The organism is Streptomyces apricus (genome assembly GCF_008369065.1).
Lineage (GTDB): Bacteria > Actinomycetota > Actinomycetes > Streptomycetales > Streptomycetaceae > Streptomyces > Streptomyces apricus.
Window position 1 is genome coordinate 1 of the sequence record NZ_VDFC01000016.1, and the last position, 19,018, is coordinate 19,018.

General features: G+C 70.4%; 18 protein-coding genes, 1 tRNA gene and 2 pseudogenes. 13 read left to right on the forward strand and 8 right to left on the reverse strand.

What is annotated here, in order from left to right; all coding sequences use genetic code 11:
• Positions 1-242: 242 nt before the first annotated feature.
• On the forward strand, positions 243-1,160 hold the full coding sequence (locus tag FGF04_RS06255; RefSeq protein ID WP_149510233.1) for a YceI family protein: 918 nt from the start codon (positions 243-245) through the stop codon (positions 1,158-1,160).
• A gap of 81 nt (positions 1,161-1,241) precedes the next feature.
• Here the strand turns inward: FGF04_RS06255 and FGF04_RS06260 are convergent, their stop codons facing one another.
• The 3 genes from FGF04_RS06260 to FGF04_RS06270 are packed head-to-tail and all read right to left on the reverse strand — an operon-like array spanning position 1,242 to position 4,824.
• Positions 1,242-2,147: an amidohydrolase family protein gene (locus FGF04_RS06260; protein WP_149510234.1), complete on the reverse strand. Its 906-nt coding sequence runs from the start codon at positions 2,145-2,147 to the stop codon at positions 1,242-1,244.
• A complete protein-coding gene (locus FGF04_RS06265) occupies positions 2,144-3,817 on the reverse strand; it encodes an HAL/PAL/TAL family ammonia-lyase (RefSeq protein WP_149510235.1) in 1,674 nt (557 codons plus the stop codon). The genes FGF04_RS06260 and FGF04_RS06265 overlap by 4 nt, the downstream gene beginning before the upstream one ends.
• Entirely contained in the window at positions 3,814-4,824 is a 1,011-nt protein-coding gene (locus FGF04_RS06270) for an ornithine cyclodeaminase family protein (RefSeq protein ID WP_149510236.1), read from the reverse strand. Before FGF04_RS06270 ends, FGF04_RS06265 begins: the two co-directional genes overlap by 4 nt.
• Positions 4,825-4,943: 119 nt before the next feature.
• Between FGF04_RS06270 and FGF04_RS06275 the strand changes: the two genes are divergently transcribed.
• The 5 genes from FGF04_RS06275 (at position 4,944) to FGF04_RS06295 (ending at position 8,736) form a co-directional block, all read left to right on the forward strand.
• A complete protein-coding gene (locus FGF04_RS06275; RefSeq protein ID WP_149510237.1) occupies positions 4,944-6,179 on the forward strand; it encodes an ABC transporter ATP-binding protein in 1,236 nt (411 codons plus the stop codon).
• The gene (locus FGF04_RS06280; protein ID WP_149510238.1) at positions 6,176-6,841 is read left to right on the forward strand and encodes an ABC transporter permease; all 666 of its coding nucleotides are present in this window, start codon (positions 6,176-6,178) and stop codon (positions 6,839-6,841) included. Before FGF04_RS06275 ends, FGF04_RS06280 begins: the two co-directional genes overlap by 4 nt.
• Complete coding sequence (locus FGF04_RS06285; RefSeq protein ID WP_149510239.1) at positions 6,838-7,527, forward strand: ABC transporter permease; 690 nt, start codon at positions 6,838-6,840, stop codon at positions 7,525-7,527. Before FGF04_RS06280 ends, FGF04_RS06285 begins: the two co-directional genes overlap by 4 nt.
• A 97-nt stretch (positions 7,528-7,624) precedes the next feature.
• Positions 7,625-8,569: an ABC transporter substrate-binding protein gene (locus FGF04_RS06290; RefSeq protein ID WP_149510240.1), complete on the forward strand. Its 945-nt coding sequence runs from the start codon at positions 7,625-7,627 to the stop codon at positions 8,567-8,569.
• A gap of 93 nt (positions 8,570-8,662) precedes the next feature.
• Positions 8,663-8,736, forward strand: a tRNA-Pro gene (locus FGF04_RS06295).
• A 106-nt stretch (positions 8,737-8,842) separates the two neighbouring features.
• Here the strand turns inward: FGF04_RS06295 and FGF04_RS06300 are convergent.
• Positions 8,843-9,406: a TetR/AcrR family transcriptional regulator gene (locus FGF04_RS06300; RefSeq protein ID WP_149510241.1), complete on the reverse strand. Its 564-nt coding sequence runs from the start codon at positions 9,404-9,406 to the stop codon at positions 8,843-8,845.
• Positions 9,407-9,489: 83 nt separating this feature from the next.
• Between FGF04_RS06300 and FGF04_RS06305 the strand changes: the two genes are divergently transcribed.
• The 4 genes from FGF04_RS06305 to FGF04_RS06320 all read left to right on the forward strand — a co-directional run bounded on the left by FGF04_RS06305 (position 9,490) and on the right by FGF04_RS06320 (position 13,813).
• Positions 9,490-10,380, forward strand: a complete 891-nt coding sequence (locus FGF04_RS06305; RefSeq protein ID WP_149510242.1) for an SDR family oxidoreductase — start codon at positions 9,490-9,492, stop codon at positions 10,378-10,380.
• A 228-nt stretch (positions 10,381-10,608) separates the two neighbouring features.
• Complete coding sequence (locus tag FGF04_RS06310) at positions 10,609-11,535, forward strand: LysR family transcriptional regulator (RefSeq protein ID WP_149510243.1); 927 nt, start codon at positions 10,609-10,611, stop codon at positions 11,533-11,535.
• A 380-nt stretch (positions 11,536-11,915) separates the two neighbouring features.
• The gene (locus tag FGF04_RS06315) at positions 11,916-12,665 is read left to right on the forward strand and encodes an SDR family NAD(P)-dependent oxidoreductase (RefSeq protein WP_149510244.1); all 750 of its coding nucleotides are present in this window, start codon (positions 11,916-11,918) and stop codon (positions 12,663-12,665) included.
• A 341-nt stretch (positions 12,666-13,006) separates the two neighbouring features.
• Positions 13,007-13,813 (forward strand): alpha/beta fold hydrolase, encoded by an 807-nt coding sequence (locus FGF04_RS06320; protein WP_188113982.1) that lies wholly within the window; start codon positions 13,007-13,009, stop codon positions 13,811-13,813.
• A gap of 594 nt (positions 13,814-14,407) precedes the next feature.
• On the opposite strand, the gene FGF04_RS06325 is transcribed toward FGF04_RS06320, so the two are convergent.
• Complete coding sequence (locus tag FGF04_RS06325) at positions 14,408-14,758, reverse strand: putative quinol monooxygenase (RefSeq protein WP_149510246.1); 351 nt, start codon at positions 14,756-14,758, stop codon at positions 14,408-14,410.
• 159 nt (positions 14,759-14,917) lie between these two features.
• On the opposite strand from FGF04_RS06325, the gene FGF04_RS06330 reads away from it, so the two are divergent.
• Together FGF04_RS06330 and FGF04_RS06335 are read left to right on the forward strand one after the other, a co-directional pair.
• On the forward strand, positions 14,918-15,292 hold the full coding sequence (locus tag FGF04_RS06330; RefSeq protein WP_149510247.1) for a MerR family transcriptional regulator: 375 nt from the start codon (positions 14,918-14,920) through the stop codon (positions 15,290-15,292).
• A gap of 325 nt (positions 15,293-15,617) precedes the next feature.
• Positions 15,618-15,923, forward strand: coding sequence for a putative quinol monooxygenase (locus FGF04_RS06335; protein ID WP_149510248.1), 306 nt, complete (start codon positions 15,618-15,620; stop codon positions 15,921-15,923).
• A 390-nt stretch (positions 15,924-16,313) separates the two neighbouring features.
• On the opposite strand, the gene FGF04_RS06340 is transcribed toward FGF04_RS06335, so the two are convergent.
• From FGF04_RS06340 to FGF04_RS06350, 3 genes and pseudogenes are all read right to left on the reverse strand, one after another.
• Positions 16,314-16,937 (reverse strand): NADPH-dependent F420 reductase, encoded by a 624-nt coding sequence (locus FGF04_RS06340; protein ID WP_149510249.1) that lies wholly within the window; start codon positions 16,935-16,937, stop codon positions 16,314-16,316.
• A 33-nt stretch (positions 16,938-16,970) separates the two neighbouring features.
• A pseudogene (locus tag FGF04_RS41820) lies at positions 16,971-17,284 on the reverse strand (SDR family oxidoreductase); the annotation flags it as partial.
• Positions 17,285-17,666: 382 nt separating this feature from the next.
• Positions 17,667-18,059: pseudogene (locus FGF04_RS06350) on the reverse strand (helix-turn-helix transcriptional regulator); the annotation flags it as partial.
• Positions 18,060-18,102: 43 nt separating this feature from the next.
• On the opposite strand from FGF04_RS06350, the gene FGF04_RS06355 reads away from it, so the two are divergent.
• Positions 18,103-18,864, forward strand: a complete 762-nt coding sequence (locus tag FGF04_RS06355) for a nuclear transport factor 2 family protein (RefSeq protein WP_149510250.1) — start codon at positions 18,103-18,105, stop codon at positions 18,862-18,864.
• Positions 18,865-19,018: the final 154 nt, after the last annotated feature.

Here is a 19,018-nt window from a genome sequence, read left to right on the forward strand (position 1 = left end):
GAGCCTGCTCGACAGGGACTGTGGGGGAGGGGTTCATGCTGGTCACGGCGCGCACCACCGTACCCGGTGCCGTTGGACGGGCGACGAGGGGAGGGTGCGGGGCGGTCCACACGGACCGTCGCCGCCCCGGAAGCGGGTGTCTCAAAGTGAGACACCCGCTTCCGCTTGTTCCGGGGCAGGCTCGGCATGAGCTCCGTGCCGTTTCGCCGGGGCTCGTACGCAGGTGACGAAAGGTGGACACCATGGCCCTCGCACTGCTCCGGCGGCGGCGGTCCGAACGGGGCCCGGGCTCCGGTGCGACGGGCTTCCCGCTCCCCCTCCCGCCGGGCGCGGGCGCCCTCGGCCGCGAGGTCGTCGACCCCGTGGGCCAGCCGATGGGCGCGGCCGACGTCACGGTCACCGCCCTGGACACGCACCGCGTCGTGGCCCGCGGCACCACCGACCCGTACGGCTTCTTCCTCGCGGCGCTGCCGCCCGGCCGGTACAGCCTGATGGTCGCCGCCGAGGGGCTGCACCCGCACCGCGAGACGGTCGACGTGGCGGCCGGGCCCGCCGCGCCGGGGGAGCCGATCCAGCTCCAGCCGGCCCGCGGGCTCGCACTGCCGTCGCCGGGCACCTGGCTCTTCGACCCGCCCCACACGGCGATCCGGTTCATCGCCCAGCACGTCGGCATGGCGCACGTGCACGGCCGCTTCGAGCGGTTCGAGGGCGGCATCCGGATCGGCGAGGACATGGCCGACTCCTCCGTGCACGTCCGCATCGACGCGTCGAGCATCACCACCGGCAACCGGACCCGCGACGACCACCTGCGCTCCGCCGACTTCCTGGACGTCGCGCGGTTCCCGTACATCGACTTCCAGAGCACCCGGTTCGTCTACCGCGGCGGCAGCCGGTGGACGCTGCAGGGCTCGCTGACGATGCACGGGGTGAGCCGCTCGGTGGCCCTGGACACCACCTACCTCGGCACGGTGAACGGCGGCTACGGCGAGGAGCTGCGCTGCGCCGCCCTGGTCCAGGCGGAGCTGCACCGCGAGGACTACACGCTGAACTGGCGGTCCATGCTGGCCCGCGGGATCGCGGTGGTCGGCCCGACGGTCCGGCTGGAACTGGACGTACAGGCGATGTACCGGACGCATGACACGCCTACGCCCCCGCGGTAGCGCTCCGCTGGGTTGGATTTTCGTCTGCGGGTGCGTTGTGGCTTGGCGCGCAGTTCCCCGCGCCCCTGAAGGGCGCGGTCGTCAAGCCCTGCCTGTCAGCAGGCGGCGGGGGTTCGTTATGCGGAACGCGTACGCCGCCGCGCCGCCCAGGCCGAAGCCCGGGGTCTGCGGGGGTTCGGCGTAGGGGCGGTCCGAGCCCTGGACCACCGCGGCGGTGCCCAGGACGCGGACGACCGCCTCGACCGCGCGGGGGCCGTACGAGGAGGTCTCGACGAAGACGTCCGGGTCGGCCCCGCCGCGGCCCTCCTCGCCGGCGCGGGCCGCGAACCGCTCCCCGTGCAGGGGCGCGAGACCGGCCAGCAGCGCGAAGCACMCCCGCAGCCGCGGATGGCGCGGCCGGCCGAACGCCCGGAACGCGAACCAGGCGGCGTGCATCTGCTGCACGTACGGAACCATCGCGGGCCACCAGCCGGGCTGCCCGGCCGGGTCGGCCGCGGGCCCCGGATGCACGAAGAGCGGGAGGTCCCGCTCCTCCAGCAGGTCGAGCAGCGGGGCGCAGCGCGCGTAGCCGGCCGCGTCCGCCAGGGCGTTCGCCGGGAGCTGCAGACCGGCGAGACCGAGGTCGAGGTACCCGGCCGTCGCCTCGGCGTCCACGTCCCGCACGCAGGCGGCGGCCCAGGCGCCGAACGGCCGGGGCAGCGAGGCCGCGTCCCGGTGGTACGCGTCGAGCAGAGGCCGCGCGTCCGCAGCCGGCAGCCACTCCACGCCGAGCGGGGACGACAGCGACAGGAGCACCCGGCCGAGTCCGTCGGCCGCGGCCAGCTCGGCCCGGCGCGCGGTGTCGTGGTCGGCGCGGACCACCTCGTAGGGCGGTTCACCGGCGGTGTGCAGGGTCCAGCCGTCCAGGAACGGCGGCTCGGAGCGCGCCCGCAGCGCCTCGACGAACGAGTCCGTCCACAGGTGCTGGTGCACGTCGACGTTGGTCACGGAGCTCCCTCCAGCAGGGCGCGCAGGGCATCGAGCACCTCGTCGGACCCCAGGACATCCTCGCTCACCCGGTCCACGTCCGCGCCGCAGGACCGGTCGTCGTCCAGGGGCGGGACGAGCGCGCGGACCGCCCGGTGCAGGAGGGCCGGCCCGCGCCCGAGGACGGCGGGCGCCGCCAGGTCGACCGCCTGCGCGGCGGTCACGGCCTCCACGGCGAGCAGCTGCCGCAGCCGCACGAGCATCGTCGACAGCCGCCGGGCCCCCAGCGAGGCGTTGGTCGAGTCGTCCTCCACACCGTCCGCGCCGTGCCGGGGGTCGGTGCTCACCGGCGTCGACAGCAGGCGGATCTCGGCGACCAGCGCCTGCGCCGTCTTGGCCAGGGGCGCGAACCCCGAACGCTCCGGGCCGTACGGGGACAGATTGGCGGACAGCCCGCTCAGCGCGGGGGCGAGCAGCCGCCGCATGCGTTCCGCGGACAGGGCCGCCGTCTGCGTCAGGGCCAGCGCGAGCGTGTCGAAGGAGAGCGCGAGGGCCGGGGTGTGGAAGTTGCCGGAGGAGAGGATCTCGCCGGGAACGCCCCCCGGTTCGCCGCCGGATACGCCGCTGGGGTCGACGCCGGATTCGCCACCGGTACCGCCGGTGTCTTCGGCGGCGGCCAGGACCACCGGGTTGTCGCCGCTGCCGTTGAGCTCGGGGTCCAGCGCCGCCCCGGCGAAGTCGAGCGCGGCGTGCAGCGCGCCGTGCACCTGGGCCGCGCACCGCAGGCTGACCGGGTCCTGGACCCGGCGGGCCCGCCGCGGATCGGTCAGCTCGCCGCCGTCCAGGAACGCGAGCAGCTCCGCCGCCGCCCGGGACTGGCCGGGAGCCGGACGCAGTCCCAGCACCCGGGCGTCCAGCGGGCTGGTGTTCGCCCGGAAGCCCTCGAAGGTGAGCGCGGTCACCGCCTGGGCCAGGGTGAGGAGGGCCGCCGCCCCGTGCAGTACGAGACCGCCGTGCCCGGCGGCCAGCGGGCTCGCGCTGCACAGCACGTGCCCGTCCTTGGGGCCCAGCTCCGCGGGGGCCAGTCCGGCCCGCCGCAGGGCCGTCCCGCCGTCGAGGACCTCGCCGCGGTGCTCGGCGCGGCCCTCGCCGATGACGACGAGACCGGCGTGGGCCATCTGGCACAGGTCCGAGGCGCCGATCGACCCGGTCCCGGGGATCAGGGGGTGGACCCGTGCGTTGAGCATGCCGACGAGCAGCGGCACGATCTCCGCGCTGATCCCGCTGCCGCCTCCCGCCAGGCCGTTGACACGGGCGACCAGGGCGGCGCGTACGACCGGGACGGGCAGCGGGTCGCCGACCGCGTTGGCCCGGCCGCGTACCGTCCGCACGCTGAAGCGCGCGAGCTCCTCGCGGGGCAGCGCGTACGAGGAGCGGCTGCCGAGCCCCGTCGTGAGTCCGTACGTCGGCACCCGGCGGTCCACCACGTCGTCGACCACCGCGCGCTCGCGCGCCAGCCGCGGCAGCACCTCGTCGGCGAGGACCACCCGGGCACCGCGCAGGGCGACGGCGGCCACGTCCGCGCCGGTCAGCGAGCGTCCGTCGAGGACCACCGGTTCAGCGGGACCCTCCGGTACCGGTTCGGTATCGGTGACCAGTGGTCCGGCGCCGGCGGGGTAGGGGGCCGTCATGAGAACCGCAGCCTCTGCCCGATCCCGCGCTCCCCGGCCTTGGCCAGCACGGCCGCGCCGAGGGCGATGTCGGACAGGGACAGGCCCCGGTGCCAGAAGAGGATCGTCTCGTCCGCCCGTTCCCGGCCCGGCTTGTCACCGGCGACGATCTCGCACAGTTCGCCGTGCAGGGTCGCCTCGCTGAGCCGGCCCGATTCGACGTGCGCGCGCAACGCCCCGAACGGCCCGGACCGGCACTGGCCCCAGTCGTCGACGACGACCTTGTCCATGACGTCGGTGAGGTCCAGGTCCACCGCGCTCATCGTTCCGTACGGGACGACGAGCGCGCCCGGTGCGATCCACTCCGTCCTCAGCAGGGGCTCGGGCCGCTCCAGGCGGGACGCCTCCACGACGATGTCCGCGCCCTCGACGCACGACCGCCAGTCGTCGGTGACGGTCACGGGCTTGCCGAGGTCGTGCTCCAGCCGCTCCGCGAACGCCTTGCGGCTCTCCGGGCGGCGCGAGTGGACGCGGATCTCGTCGAGGTCGAAGAGGTGGTCGAGCAGGCGTACGTTCCAGTACGAGGTGGCGCGGGCGCCGATGTGACCGAGCACCCTGGAGTCCGGGCGGGCCAGGTGCCGGGCCCCCAGCGCGGTCAGCGCGCCCGTGCGCATCTCGGTGATCGCGGTCGCGTCCAGCACGGCCAGCGGCATGCCCGTGCGCGGGTCGAAGAGGTTCAGCAGGGCCATCTCGGAGGGCAGACCTGATTTGTAATTGTCGACGTAGTCGCCCACGATCTTGACGCCGGCCATGCCGAGCGGGGCCACATAGCCGCGCAGGACGTTGAAGTGGCCGTTGAAGGCGGGGTCGGGTGTGAGATGGACCCGTGGTTCGATGACCGTCTCGCCGTGACCCTGGGCGAGTAGTCCCTGTTCGACGGCGTCCAGGATCTCGGTGTCGGTCAGTTCCAGCTGCTCGATGTCCGAACCGTTCAGGAAGGTGAACAGAACAGGGTCAAGGGTGGACATACCGGGCGTCCTCTCGCTTTCTTCGGACGAACGTAATGCCCCGTTTACAAAAGGGGATTGACTGTAATTCAGTCACGAACAACTCTGCATGACGATATGCAGTCGGGTAAGGGGCAACTTTGATCAGATTCGACGCGGTGAGCAAAAACTATCCCAACGGCACCACAGCCGTGGACGGCCTCTCCCTTGAGCTGGCCGAGGGCGGCCTCACGGTCCTGGTCGGCCCCTCCGGCTGCGGCAAGACCACCACCCTGCGGATGGTCAACCGCATGGTGGAGCCGTCGGCCGGCACGGTCAGCCTGGGCGGCCGGGACATCCGGGAGGTGGCCGCCCCCGAGCTGCGCAGGGGGATCGGCTACGTGATCCAGCACGCCGGGCTCTTCCCGCACCGGACCGTCCTGGACAACGTCGCGACCGTGCCGCTGCTGCTCGGCTGGGGCAAGAAGAAGGCCCGCTCGCGCGCTGCCGAGCTGCTGGAACTGGTGGGGCTGCCGGCCACGATGGCCAAGCGCTACCCGTACCAGCTCTCCGGCGGGCAGCAGCAGCGGGTCGGGGTGGCCAGGGCGCTGGGCGCGGACCCGCCCGTCCTGCTGATGGACGAGCCGTTCAGCGCGGTCGACCCCATCGTGCGGGGGGAGCTGCAGGCCGAGTTCCTGCGCCTGCAGAAGGAGCTGCACAAGACCATCGTCTTCGTCACCCACGACATCGACGAGGCGATCAAGCTCGGCGACCACATCGCGGTGTTCCGGACCGGCGGCAAGCTCGCCCAGTTCGACACCCCGGAGAAGCTGCTCGAACACCCCGCCGACGACTTCGTGGCCGACTTCGTCGGACAGGACCGGGGCATCCGGCGGCTCTCCTTCGTCCAGGCGTCCGGTCTGCCGCTGCGCGAGGGACCGGTCCTGCCGGTCACCGCCCCGGTGGCCGAGGCCCGGGCGCTCGGCGAGCCCTGGGTGCTCGCCGTCGACGCCGCCCGCCGGCCGCTCGGCTGGGCCGCCACCGACGACCTGCCGTCCGGCGGCACGCTGACGGACGCGACGCTCGTCCCGCTGGGCCACACGTTCAGCCTGACCGGCGACTCGGCGCGGGCCGCCCTCGACGCGGCCCTGCTGTCCCCGTCCCGCCTCGCGGTGGGAGTGGACGCGCAGGGCGCGGTCGCGGGGGTCGCGGACGCGTACGAGCTGTCGGCGGCGATGGCACGGGCCACGACGCTCACCGACGTGCCCGCCGACGCCGCGACGGCGCCCGAGCCGGGCGCGTCCGCCGCGAGCACGACGCCAGCGGGGCTCACCAAGGGTGACGCCGGCGAGAGCGGTCCGGAGAAGGACGGCGGCGCGGGCGGTGACGGGCGATGAGGGACGGCGAACCACTCGTACGGTGGGCGTGGATCGGCGACCACGTCGACGAGCTGGCCCACTACACCGGCGTCCACCTGCGCCTCGGCCTCCTGCCCGTGCTGTTCGGGCTGATCATCTCCGTACCGCTGGGCATGCTCTGCCACCGCTACCGGTGGGTCTACCCGCCGACCCTGACCGCGGCCAACGTGCTGTACTCCATCCCGTCGCTGGCCCTGTTCATGATCTTCGTCCGCTACACGGGCCTGACCGAACGCACGGTCATGATCCCGCTGACCCTCTACACGCTGTCCGTCCTCATCCCGAACGTCGTGGACGGACTCGCCTCGGTGCCCGACCCGGTACGGCAGGCGGCCACCGCTATGGGCTTCAGCACGGTCCGCCGGGTCGTCCAGGTCGAACTGCCGATCGCCGTGCCCGTCGTCGTCGCCGGCGTACGGGTCGCCGCGGTCTCCTCCATCAGCCTCGTCGCGGTGGGACAGCTGATCGGACAGGGCGGCCTCGGCTACTACATCACCCGGGGCCTCCAGCTCGACTTCCCCACCCCGATCATCACCGCGACCGTACTGATCATGCTGCTGGCCCTCGCCACCGACGCCCTGCTCGTCCTGGCACAGCGGCTGCTCACGCCCTGGGCGCGCGGCAAGGGGGCGAAGGCGTGAACGACCTCGTGAACCAGATCCAGCTCGTCGGCGACTGGCTGACCTCGTCCGAGCAGTGGCACGGCGACGACGGCATCCCGCACCGCCTCGCCGAGCACCTCACCTACAGCGGCCTGTCGCTGCTGTGCGCGACGGTGATCGGGCTGGCCTTCGGCCTGCTGGTCGGGCACACCGGCCGCGGCGCCTTCGCGGTGGCCACCGTCGCGAACCTCGCCCGCGCGATCCCCACCTTCGGCCTGGTCGTCCTGGTGGTGACCCTCGCCGGGCTCAGCACCGCCCCCGTGCTCGTCGCCCTGGTGGCGCTCGCGGTCCCGCCGATCCTCATCAACACCTTCGAGGGGGTCCGCGGCGTCGACCCCGACGCCCGGGACGCCGCGAAGGGGATGGGCATGACCGGCTGGGAGGTCCTGCTGAAGGTCGAGGTGCCGATGGCGCTCCCGCTGATCCTGCTCGGCCTGCGCGTCGCCGCCATCCAGGTGGTGGCCACGGCCACCGTCGCCGCGTACCCCGGTCTCGGCGGCCTCGGCCGGTACATCGTGGACGGGCTCTCCCGCAACGACTACGAACTGGTCATCGGCGGCTCCGCCGTCGTCGTGGCGCTGGCGCTCGTCGTCCAGGCCGCCTTCACCGCGCTCCGGCGCGCCGTCGTCTCGCCCGGTCTGCGGCCGGCGGTGACCAAGCCCTGAGCGGGCCCGTACCCGCGCGTCCGGACCACCGACAACTTCCGTACTTGATGTGCCTGATGCACCTGATGTGCCTGATGCACCTGAGAAGGGAAACACCATGAAAGCCACGTACCGTACCGCCGCCTTCGGCATCGTCGCCGCGCTCGCCCTGACCGTCTCCGCCTGCGGCGGCGACGACGGCGGTGACGACAACCCGCTGTCGGACAGCAGCGGCGACAGCGGTGGCGGCGGCAAGACCGTCGTCGTCGGCTCGGCCAACTTCCCCGAGAACCAGCTGCTCGCCGAGATCTACGCCCAGGCCCTGGAGGACAAGGGCGTCAAGGTGACCCGCAAGTTCGACATCGGCGCCCGCGAGGTCTACTACGACCAGGTCGTCAAGGGAGGCATCAGCGTCTTCCCCGAGTACAACGGCGCCCTGCTGTCCACCGCGGTCGACAAGAAGAGCACCGCCACCGGCACGGAGGAGATCAACGCCGAACTGAAGGAGAAGCTCCCGAAGTCGGTCGAGATCCTCGACTCCGCGGCGGCCGAGGACAAGGACTCGGTCACGGTCACCTCCGAGACCGCCGACAAGTACAAGCTCAAGACCCTCGCCGACCTCAAGCCCGTCGCCAAGGACCTGACCATCGGCGCCGGCTCGGAGTTCAAGACCCGCACCCAGGGCGGGGTGGGCCTGAAGTCCGTGTACGGGGTCGAGTTCGGCAAGTTCCAGCCGCTGGACGCGGGCGCCCAGAGCACCCTGCTGAAGCTGCTCAAGGACGACAAGGTCCAGGCGGCCAACCTCTACACGACCGACCCCGCCATCATCGAGGACAAGCTGGTCGTCCTGGAGGACCCGAAGAACCTCTTCTCCTCGCAGAACGTCACGCCCCTCGTCTACAAGTCCGCGGTGGACGACAAGGCCAGGTCGGCGCTGAACGCCATCTCCGCCAAGCTCACCACCGAGGACCTGCTGGAGATGATGAAGAAGCTCGTCAACGACAAGGAGGACTCCTCCGACGTGGCCGAGGAGTGGCTGAAGTCGGCCGGCCTCGCCGGCTGACCCTCTCGCCGGTTCCGGCCCGCCGCTCCCGGTGCGGTAAGGTTCACCTGCGTCTTCTCCCGCGGTTCACTGCGGGGACACCACGGGACGCATCGGGACGTGGCGCAGCTTGGTAGCGCACTTGACTGGGGGTCAAGGGGTCGCAGGTTCAAATCCTGTCGTCCCGACTTTACGAAGTCGCAGGTCGAAGGGCCCGCCGAAGGTATTCGGCGGGCCCTTCGACGTGTTCTCGGGGACCGTGTGGGGACCAGGGATCACGAGTGGTCCTGACCCTCACATGAGGGCGCGCAGCTCCGCGGCGGTGGCGGTGATGATGTCGGCGAAGGACTGCTGGGCGGCGTCGTTGCGGGCGTCCACCCAGCGCAGGAACCCGACGCGGAAGACGGTGACCGCGCTGTGGGCGGCCAGGTCGGCCACCGGCTCGCTCACGCCACGTGTACGCAGCGCCCGGTACGTCGCCGCGGTCATCGCCGCCGACTTGAGCAGCTCGCGTTCCCTCAGCGGGGGAGTGGCCTCGACGACCCGGGCGCGCAGCGCGGCGTAGTCGCGGCGTTCTTCCAGCAGGGCGGCGCCCGCGCACATCCCCGCCAGCGCGGCCTCGTGCGGCGTGGCGTGCTCGGGGGCGGCGAGGACGCCGTCGTGCATGGCCTCGTCCATCGGCGTGCCCGCGAACAGGACTTCACGCTTGTCGGGGAAGTGCCGGAAGAACGTGCGCTCCGTCACCCCCGCGCGCTCGGCTATGTCCCCCGCGGAGGTCTGCTCGTAGCCGCGTTCCGCGAACAGCTCCAGCGCCGCACGCTGCATGCGCCCGCGCGCGTCCGGCTCCCAACGACCCATGCCGATCAGCATACGCGATGACAGTCACTGACATGACGTGTTAGCTTCGATGTCAGCATCTGACATCAGGAAGGGCCATCATCATGCGTGTCTTCGTCACCGGTGCCTCCGGCTGGATCGGCTCCGCCGTCACCGACGAGCTTGTCGCCCACGGCCACGACGTACTGGGGCTCGCCCGCTCCGACGCCTCCGCGGCCGCGCTTGAGAAGCGGAACGTCACCGCCCACCGGGGCAGTCTCGACGACCCCGACAGCCTCGCCGCGGGCGCGGAGGCTGCCGACGCCGTCATCCACCTCGCGTTCAAGCACGACTTCTCCGACTACGCGGGCGCGGGGCGCGCCGAACGCGCGGCCGTTCAAAGGATGCTCGATGCCATGGAGGGAAGCGGCCGGCCGTTCCTGCTTGCCTCCGGCCTCGCACACCTCACCCCCGGCCGTTCCGCCACGGAGGACGACGCCTCGCCCCACTGCACCGCCGACTCCGTACGCGGCGGCAGCGAGAACCTCGCCCTGTCCTACGCCGACCGAGGCGTCCGGCCGGTGGCGCTGCGCTTCGCCCCCACCGTGCACGGCACGGGCGACCACGGATTCGTCTCCGTGCTGGCCGACATCGCCCGCACCCGCGGCGCCGCCGGGTACATCGGCGACGGTTCCTCCCGCTGGGCGGCGGTCCACGTCGCCGACGCCGCGCGCCTGGTCCGGCTCGCGCTCGACGCGGCTCCCCCCGGATTCCGCGTGCACGCGGCCGCCGAGGAGGGCGTTCCCTCGCGCGACATCGCCGCCGCCCTCGGTGACTTCCTCGGCCTGCCCGCCGTGTCGGTCCCGCCCGAGGAGGCCGCGGAGCACTTCGGCTGGATCAGCCACTTCTTCGGCGCCGACCAGCCCGCGAGCAGCGCGCGCACGCGTGACCTGCTCGGCTGGACACCCACCGGCCCGACGCTGCTCGACGACATCGCCGCGGGCGCGTACAAGTAACACCACGGGCCGCGGGCGCGTACGAGTAGCGCCACGGGCCGCGGGCGCGTACAAGCAGCACCACGGGCCCACGGGCCGCGGCTGGCACACACGCGTCCATCGGCCCCCACCTGCAAGAGACCCTGCCCTGCTGCCGTGCCCAGTGGTGGGTCTGATCCTGCATAGAGAGCCGCAGTAAGGTGGCCCATAGGGCATCGGCGTTCCCTATGGGCATCGGAGGCCGGACGAATGAACCTGCGGCAGTACGAATACGCTCTCGCCGTTGCCGAAGAGGGCTCCATGACGGCGGCGGCGGAGCGCCTGCGCGTCACCCAGCCGTCCCTGTCGCAGCAGATCGGCGCCTTGGAGAAGCACCTCGGGGTGAAGCTGTTCACTCGCACCCCGACCGGGGTCACGGTGACGGTGGCCGGGCGGGCCTTCCTCGCGGAGGCGCAGATCGCGACGACCGCGTCCCGGCGGGCCGTCACGGCTGCCCGTGCCGCCAACGGGGAACTGGCGGGCGAAGTGATCATCGCCGTCCACATGGGTCTGGGCGCGCGGCAGCTTCCCCAGGCGCTGGGGCAGCTTCGCTTTCGCCATCCGCAGCTGCAGGTGACGCTCCACGAGGAGCCCGACCCCGCGGACATGGAACGACTCGCCCGCCAGGGCGTCCTCGACATGGTTCTCGTGCACCGCGTCCCCGCCGGCTGCGCGTTCGACGTGCACGCTCTCGGCGAGGAGTCCTACGTCGCCGTGCTGCCGGAAGGGCACCCGCTTCTCGCGGACGGCGCGGCCCTGCGCCTGGAGGACTTGGCGTCGGAGGGATGGATCCGGTTCCGGCGCGCCAGCCTGCTCGACGACTACCTCGCCCGTCTGCTCGCCGATGCGGGCCTCAGCCCGCACACGGTGGCCCGGGCGTCCCAGATCTCCACGGCGGTGCGGCTCGTGGCCCAGGGCCTCGGTGTCACCGTGGCCCCGGCCTCGGCCATCCCCGAGGGCTTCGAAGAGCTGGCCCGTCCGCTCCTGCCTGCCTTGACCGAACCTGTCCTCGTCGGTGTGCGCCGCCATGCGAGTCCGGCGGAGACGGCCGTGCTCGACCATTTCAACCAGCAGAACTGGTCGGGCATGGACCTTCTCACCCGGTCCGCTTCTGCTTCCGTTTCTGCTTCCGCTTGAGCGCTCGCTCGCCCCGCCATCGGGCCTGCTCCGAGACCTCGCCCAGCTAACCGTGCCCGGCTAACCGCGCTCGGCTGACCGCGGCCGCGATCCGCTGCTCGTGCGCGCCCTCGTGACCCAGCCACCCAGCCACCCGGTGGCCCGCAGCCCTAAGGCATAGAGGATGTCAATACAGGTCATGCAGTGAGACTATTTTCTTCTATGGCCGATCGGTCCTATCGTGGCACGCACCCAATGCCCTAAGGCAGCCGCCGATATCGGAAGACCGCGGAGCAGCGGTTTTTCTCGGCTGTCGGCAAGCCCTGTGGTGCCAGTTGCGGAAACAGCAGTCGACGCATTCCTGCGTCCGGTGCCGACTGCCTCGACCGAAGGAGAAAACTATGCGCCTCAAGAACAAGGTGGCCCTCGTCACGGGCGGAAGTGCGGGGCTCGGGCTGGCGATCGCCCAAAGGTTTGCCGCGGAAGGTGCCCACGTCTACATCACGGGGCGACGGAAGGAGGCGCTCGACGCGGCGAAGGCTTCCATCGAGGGACGTGTCACCGCCGTTGTCGCGGATTCCACCGCGTCGGCCGATCTCGACGATCTGGTCGAGGCCATCCGTCAGGAGAGCGGGCACCTCGATGTAATCGTCGCGAACGCGGGCAGTGTCGAGCGGATGAACTTCGGGGACGTGACCGAAGACCACTTCGACCGCACCTTCGACCTCAATGCCCGCGGCACGCTGTTCACGGTCCAAAAGGCGCTGCCGCTTCTGCGAACGGGCGCCTCGATCGTCCTGCTGGGATCGATCACGGCGTTCAAGGGGGACCCGGGGGCGGGTACTTACAGTGCGTCGAAGGCCGCCGTGCGCTCTTACGCGCGTACGTGGGCGGCGGAATTCGCCGACCGGGGGCTTCGGGTCAACGTGCTGAGTCCGGGACCGATCGACACGCTCATCATCGATGGACAGGCCGAGTACTTCGGGCAGGATCCAGCGGCCCTCCGGACCTGGATGAGCAACCTTGTCCCGATGGGCCGCCTCGGGCTCCCCGAGGAGATCGCCCATGGTGCACTGTTCCTCGCCTCGGACGAGAGCAGCTTCATGACGGGTTCGGAGCTCTGCATCGACGGCGGTATGGCGCAGGTGTAACCCGCCCCGCTCCGCCCGGAGCGGAACCGGGCCACCGGGATCGGCGCGACGGAAGATCACCGATGCTCTCGCGTACGGGGTCCGGATCGGCCGCTCCGCACGGTCCAAGGAAAAGAAGCGGACGACGATCGCAGAGGGCGCCGTGCCGCCCGCGCCGGCCTGATGACATGTGCGCTCGCCGGGAACACCCTGCACATCACCATCAGGCCGCCGCAGGCGGGAATTGACATTCCCTTGCGCTGTCACTCGTCGTGCGGAACCCGATGGCCACTCCTGGGAGTCGCCCTCAGTCGGTGACTCAATTCAACCCAATTAAACCCAATTTAATGGGAAGGTGTCTGATGCGGTTTTTGGCTGTCCACGGTGGCTGCCATGGAGCATGGGCCTGGGATTTCGTGAAACCCGAGATGGCGAAGCTGGGCCACGAGATGGTCGCGGTGGATCTTCCCGGTCACGGAAACAGAATCGACGAAACAGCCACACTCGAATCCTATCGGAAGGCTGTCGTCGAACTCATGGAACCCGGCGACGTGCTCGTCGGACATTCGTCCGGCTGTGTGATCGCCATACTTGCCGCGAACGAGCAGCCGGATCTGGTTTCGCATCTCTGCCTGGTGGCGGGCATTCTCCCCGTCGAGGGAATGCCGCTAGCTTTTGAGAGGGAGTCGGCCGACCCTGGAGCCGGTGAAGATCTGCACGCCGAAAACGGTGCGAAGCTGGAAACCTACATGCGGATGACCGAAGGAGGCGAGGCGTTCTACTTCGAACGCCCCGGCGCGGTTGCGGCGTTCCACAACGATTGCTCCGAAGATCTCATCGACTGGGTTTTCCCAAAACTCGTTCCGGAGCCGTTGGCGCCTCTGTCGGTCCCCGTGTCGGTCCCGAACTTCTGGAAGCAGCACGACCTCTCGCGTAGTTTCATCATGGGCCTGCGGGACACGACCTGCTTCCCCGCGATGGCGCGCCTGCAGGCGGAGCGCCTCGGAGTGGTCCCGCTGGAGATCGATGCAGGGCACTCACCCTGGCTGAGCCGACCGGCCGAATTCGCGAGGCTCCTGGTCGCGGCGACGAAAACCAAGCCCGTCGGACCACTTGTCTCGACATCCCTGCATGCCACGCCTGAACAGACCGAGGCTCCGGCGGTGTGAGCCTGAGGTGCGAGGCCCAGTACTAAAACGCCAGTAGGGCCGCGGAAAGGTTCACCTGCAGTGGGACACCCCTCGCGGCCGGGACGACGAAGGCACGGGATGGACCGCCCACGCCGGCAACACGAACGGCACCACCGTCGGCCGGACCCTCGTCGCCGCGGCCACCGGCACCGTCAAGCCCCTGTTTGTCACCTCCGGCACCAACCGGAGCGCCGGCGCCTACATGTGGGTGTCCGCCGACGACCAGACCCGCTGGACCGACTACCGGGACATCCACGCGGCTTCGCCGCGTAGTGGCCGAGCGTGTGGGGCCCGCGACCGTGGAGCCGCCTTTTCGGGCCGTGCTGCGCGGACGGCTCAAGCGGCCGGGCGGCTACCACCGGGCGCGGGCGGCGACCGCACGGCCTCCCGCGCCGCACACATCCCCCGCCTCGGATCCTGGCTCAGCCAGGCCTTGGGCGAACAGGTCCGGTACGGGTCCGGCATCGCAGGCCCCGACGACACCCGACAGCGTGCTTCTGAGCGACAGCGTGTTGGAGAAGAGGGAGCGTAACTACGGCCTCGGGGAACATCCGTACAGCCGTATGCAGTGGGTCAGGACAGAGGGTGCAGCCAATGGGCCTCCAGTTCCCCCTCGACCAGGTCCGTGATGGCGGCGAAGTACGTCTGCATGAACGGCTGCGAAACGTGCGCCAACAGGTGGGCACCGGAGGACCAGCGCTCGTAGAAGGCGAAGGCTCCCGGCTGGTCCGGCGTGGTGTGCACCACGTACTGCTCGTATCCGTCCTCCTTGCGGGTGAGGCCGATGATCGCCTGGATCTCGCTCAGCATCCGGTCCTCCTCGCCCGCCTTGGCCCGGGCGTATCCGTATACCGCGACCGGCGTGTCCGAGGCGAGGACGGCGGCGGGGATGAGGCCGTCGGGTGTGGTGTCGTCAGTGCTCATGAGGTCCTACTCCGTAGTGGTCGGTTCCACCGGTGTTGGTGGCCGGCTGCTGGAGTGTAAAAGTTGACGTTAACGTCAAGGGCAAGTCGGGCGATGTGGCCCGGGACGGCCCGGCAGTGACCGGGACCCGGAGGCATGCGGAGCAGAGGGAGTCACGGGATGCGTATCGGCGAGGTGGCATCGGCCGCGGGAGTGAGCACGCGGGCGCTGCGCTACTACGAGCAGCAGCAACTCATCGTGTCGAGCCGCAGCGCAGGCGGGCAGCGCCTCTACGCCCCGGACACGGTCGAGCGGGTGCGGTGGATCCAGCTCCTCTACGCCGCCGGTCTGAGCAGCCGGACGATCGTGGAGTTCCTGCCGTGCGTGCACAGCGGTATCGCCGGCCCGGAGATGATCGCCCGGCTTCGCGCGGAGCGGGACCGCCTCGACGAGCACATGCGGGACCTTGCCGCCACGCGGGCCCGACTGGACTCTGTCCTCACCGCAGCTGAGTTCGGTGCGGCGCAGTCGGCTGGCGAGGCGGCGGGGGTCTGAGGCTCGACCCGTACGCCTCGTCCATAAGCCGGCGCCCGGACCTCAACGGTCCAAGCCGTCCGCACACTGCTGACCTGCAGCTCCTCAGGATGAAAGAGGCTCACTCACGGCAGATGCCGAGCGTGAGTCGGAAGTGGACGCTGCCTCAGCACGGCACGAGGACCTGAAGCAACCCGCACGTACAGAATTACAAATACACAAAAAGGTAAAAAATGGATGAAAACTAGGTATCGGCGCGGCCGTACAGGAGACCCGTTCGGCCTCAATCGGTCACGTCAGTGCCCGTCCGCTTCTAAGCGGTCGGGCACCTGAAAGGAGTCTTCTCATGGCCAACGTCAACGTTGCCCTACACGTACAGATCGAGGCCCGGCCCGGCAAGGAGGAAGAGGTCGCCGCTTTTCTCCGCGATGGCCTTGCCGTCGTGCAGGACGAGTCCGGCACCGTAGCTTGGTTCGCGGTACGCGTGAGCCCGTCCACCTTCGCCATCTTCGACGCCTTCCCCGATGGCGACGCACGCCAGGACCACCTCGGCGGCCGCCTGGGCAGTGCCCTGATGGAACGAGCCGATGAACTGTTCGCTCGACCGCCTTCCATCGAACAACTCGACGTCCTAGCCCACAAACTCCCTTGAAACCGGAGCTGCCTTCGGGGGGCGGCCTCGAACGTAGTTTCTTCGCTCGCGCGGTTCATCACGGCGCAGCTGTCGACGTCGTCTTGAGTCGGCGCCAGGCGGCTGGCTCAGGCTGACTGGTGCGACGCCCGGTCGGGTGCGGGGTGAAGGCGTCGGCGGTCCCCGCGCTCCCGCATTCCCGCGCCCACGTGCTGCCCCCTGCACGTCCTGCTCCGGCTCCTAGCTCGTGGACCGACGAGTCCCGCTCGCCCATCAAGGCCGCCACGCGTCGCCATTCGGCATGCCGGGCCACCCGCTGCCCGGCCACGTACTGCGGGTCGCCTTCCTAGGAACCGTGGTTGGGCAGACGGGGGTGGACGCGTCGCCGAGGCAGGTCTTCAAGTGCTGCGCTCAGACGGGAAGTTCGGTGATGCCGAGGGTGAACTCCAAGTGCCCCATCCCGTGGTTGGCGAGGCCCACCGTGACCACGCCCGCTCCTTCCAGCCGGTGCGCCATTGTCAGGCCGCCGACGTCCAGCGGGCGCATCCCGAGGCTTTTGACGAACGCCTCCACCTGCGCCTTGGCCTGCACGTCGTCGCCGGCGACGAAGACATCGGGCCGACCCTTATCCAGGACCTGGCGGAAGACGGTGTTGAACGCCTTCACCACGCCGGCGCCGGCCGGGGCCACCTTGGCGACCTCCTGCGCGATCGAGGTCTCCTCGCTGTGGGCCAGCCCGTCGAACGTGGCGTTGAAGGGGTTGCTGATGTCGACGATGACCTTGCCCGCGAGAGCGTCCCCGTACTGGACGACGGCCGGCACGACACCGTCGTGCAGCAGGGCCACGATGACGATGTCCCCGGCCGGGACGGTGCCCCATTCGCCCGTCGTGGCGCCGCCGCCGAGAGTTGTGGCCAGGTCGGCAGCCTTGGACCGGTCGCGGCCCATGACCTGGACGGTGTTGCCGCCCGCTATCGCCCGCGCGCCGAGGGTGCGGGCCATGTTCCCGGTGCCGATGATGCTGATGCTGCTCATGAGATGTCCTGCCTCGGTGGTGTGTCGTTCGGTTCAGACGGCGGTGGTGCCGCCGTCGGCAACGAGTTCCATGCCGTTGATGTAGCTGGAGTCGTCGGAGGCGAGGAAGAGGGCGGCGGTGGCGATCTCGCCGGGGCGGCCCATCTGACCGCGGGGATGAGGGACTCGAACTGGCGCTTGGTGGTCTCGTCGAAGAGCTCTTCCTGCTTGGCGGTGGCGACCTGGCCGGGGATCAGGACGTTGATGCGGATACGGCGGTCCTTGAGTTCGTTTAGCCAGATGCGGGCCCATGCCTGCTGGACGGCCTTGCTGCCGGCGTAGACGCTCCCGCTCCCCGGTGGTGCCCCACCTCAGCGCCAGTCACGGCCCACGCCGAGCCGTAGTGGACGCAGCATGCTCACACCCGACCAGAGCGGCCAGCGTGCTCGGCCGGGAGCGCCCTGCAAAGGCGCACTCCGTCGAACCGGCGAAGACGGCTGCCAAGCCCAGGCCCATACGCATCCGGATGCAGCCCCGTACGATCCGAGTGGCCCCCACAGCCTTGCGCTGACCGAGGGATGAGCGGGGTACGTCCCGAAGCGGCTTCCGACCTGGCCTAGCCTGGCCTGGCCAGGCCTCGGATTCTGACATCGCCGACCAGTGCAGTTGCCGCCGTGAGGATTCCGATCCAAAGAGGTCCGTCGGCCACGCGCAGATCCTTTCCTGAACTCAGTTCGGAGCGAGGTCTCTTCACGGGGTGTGAGGCTGGCCGCGGACCGTGTCGCGGAAGGCGATGGGGGTCTGCCCGGTGCCCCGGTGGAAGAACTTGCTGAAGTGTGTCGCGTTGGGGAAGCCGAGATGGCCGGCGATGCGGGCGGCGCTGTGGTCGCTGTGGGCCAGGAGGCGTTTGGCCTCCAGGATCACGCGGCGGTCGATGAACTCCTTGGCGCCGAGCCCCGCGGCGTTGAGGGTGGCACGGGAAAGCGTGCGGGGCGAGTAGCCGAGGGCGTGGGCGTAGTCCTCCACGCGGCGCGTGCGCGCGAAGTCCTGTTCGACGGCGTCGCGGAAGCGCAGGTAGGTGGAGTCGGGTTCGGGGGTTGGTGGGCCGGCGGGTGCGGTGAGGTGGGTCAGGCGCAGCACGAGATCCCGTTTTCACCTCACCCCCTGTTCCGCAAGGAGAACTGTCATGAGCGACGCCAAGAACACCGTCCTGACCGCCACCGGTGAGCTGTTCGGTAAGAAGGATCCGGCCGCGGTCGACCACTGGGTCGCTGCCGACTACACGCAGCACAGCGCCCTGGCCGCCGACGGCCCCGAGGCCCTGCGCGCGCTGGTCGCCTCCCTCGGTGACGACTTCCGCTACGAGGGTGCCCGGGTCATCGCCGACGGCGACCTGGTCGCCCTGCACGGCACGTACCACGGATTCGGTCCGGACCCGCTGGTCGCCTTCGACATCTTCCGCGTCGACGCCGACGGCAGGCTCGCCGAGCACTGGGACGCCCTCACCCCGCTGGTGAAGGACACCGCCTCCGGCCGCTCGCAGACCGACGGTCCCACCGAGGTGGCCGAGCCCGCCAGGACCGAGGCCAACCGCGCCCTGGTCACCGAGTTCGCGCAGAAGGTCCTGGTCGGCGCCGACTACTCGGTCCTCACCGACTACATCTCCACGGAGACGTACGCCCAGCACAACCCGGAGGCCGCCGACGGCCTGGACGGGTTCGGGGCCGCCGCCGCGCAGTGGGCCGAGCAGGGCAAGAACCTCCGCTACACGAAGGTCCACAAGGTCATCGCCGAGGGCGAGTTCGTCCTGACCCAGTCCGAGGGCGAGTTCGGTGTCCCGGTCGCCTACTACGACCTGTTCCGTGTCGCCGACGGGAAGATCGTCGAGCACTGGGACGTCATCGCCCCGGTCCCGGCCGAACTTCCGCACACCAACGGCCTGTTCTGACGATCCCTCCCCGCCCGGTGCGGCCCGCCCTCTCCGAGGTGGGGCCGCACCGGGCCCTCCCTCACCACCGGGGAACTCTTGTGCCCACTCCCGCCCTCAAGCTCGCCGACTATCGCGCAGCGATCGCCCTGGACGATCCGTTCCCGACCACCCC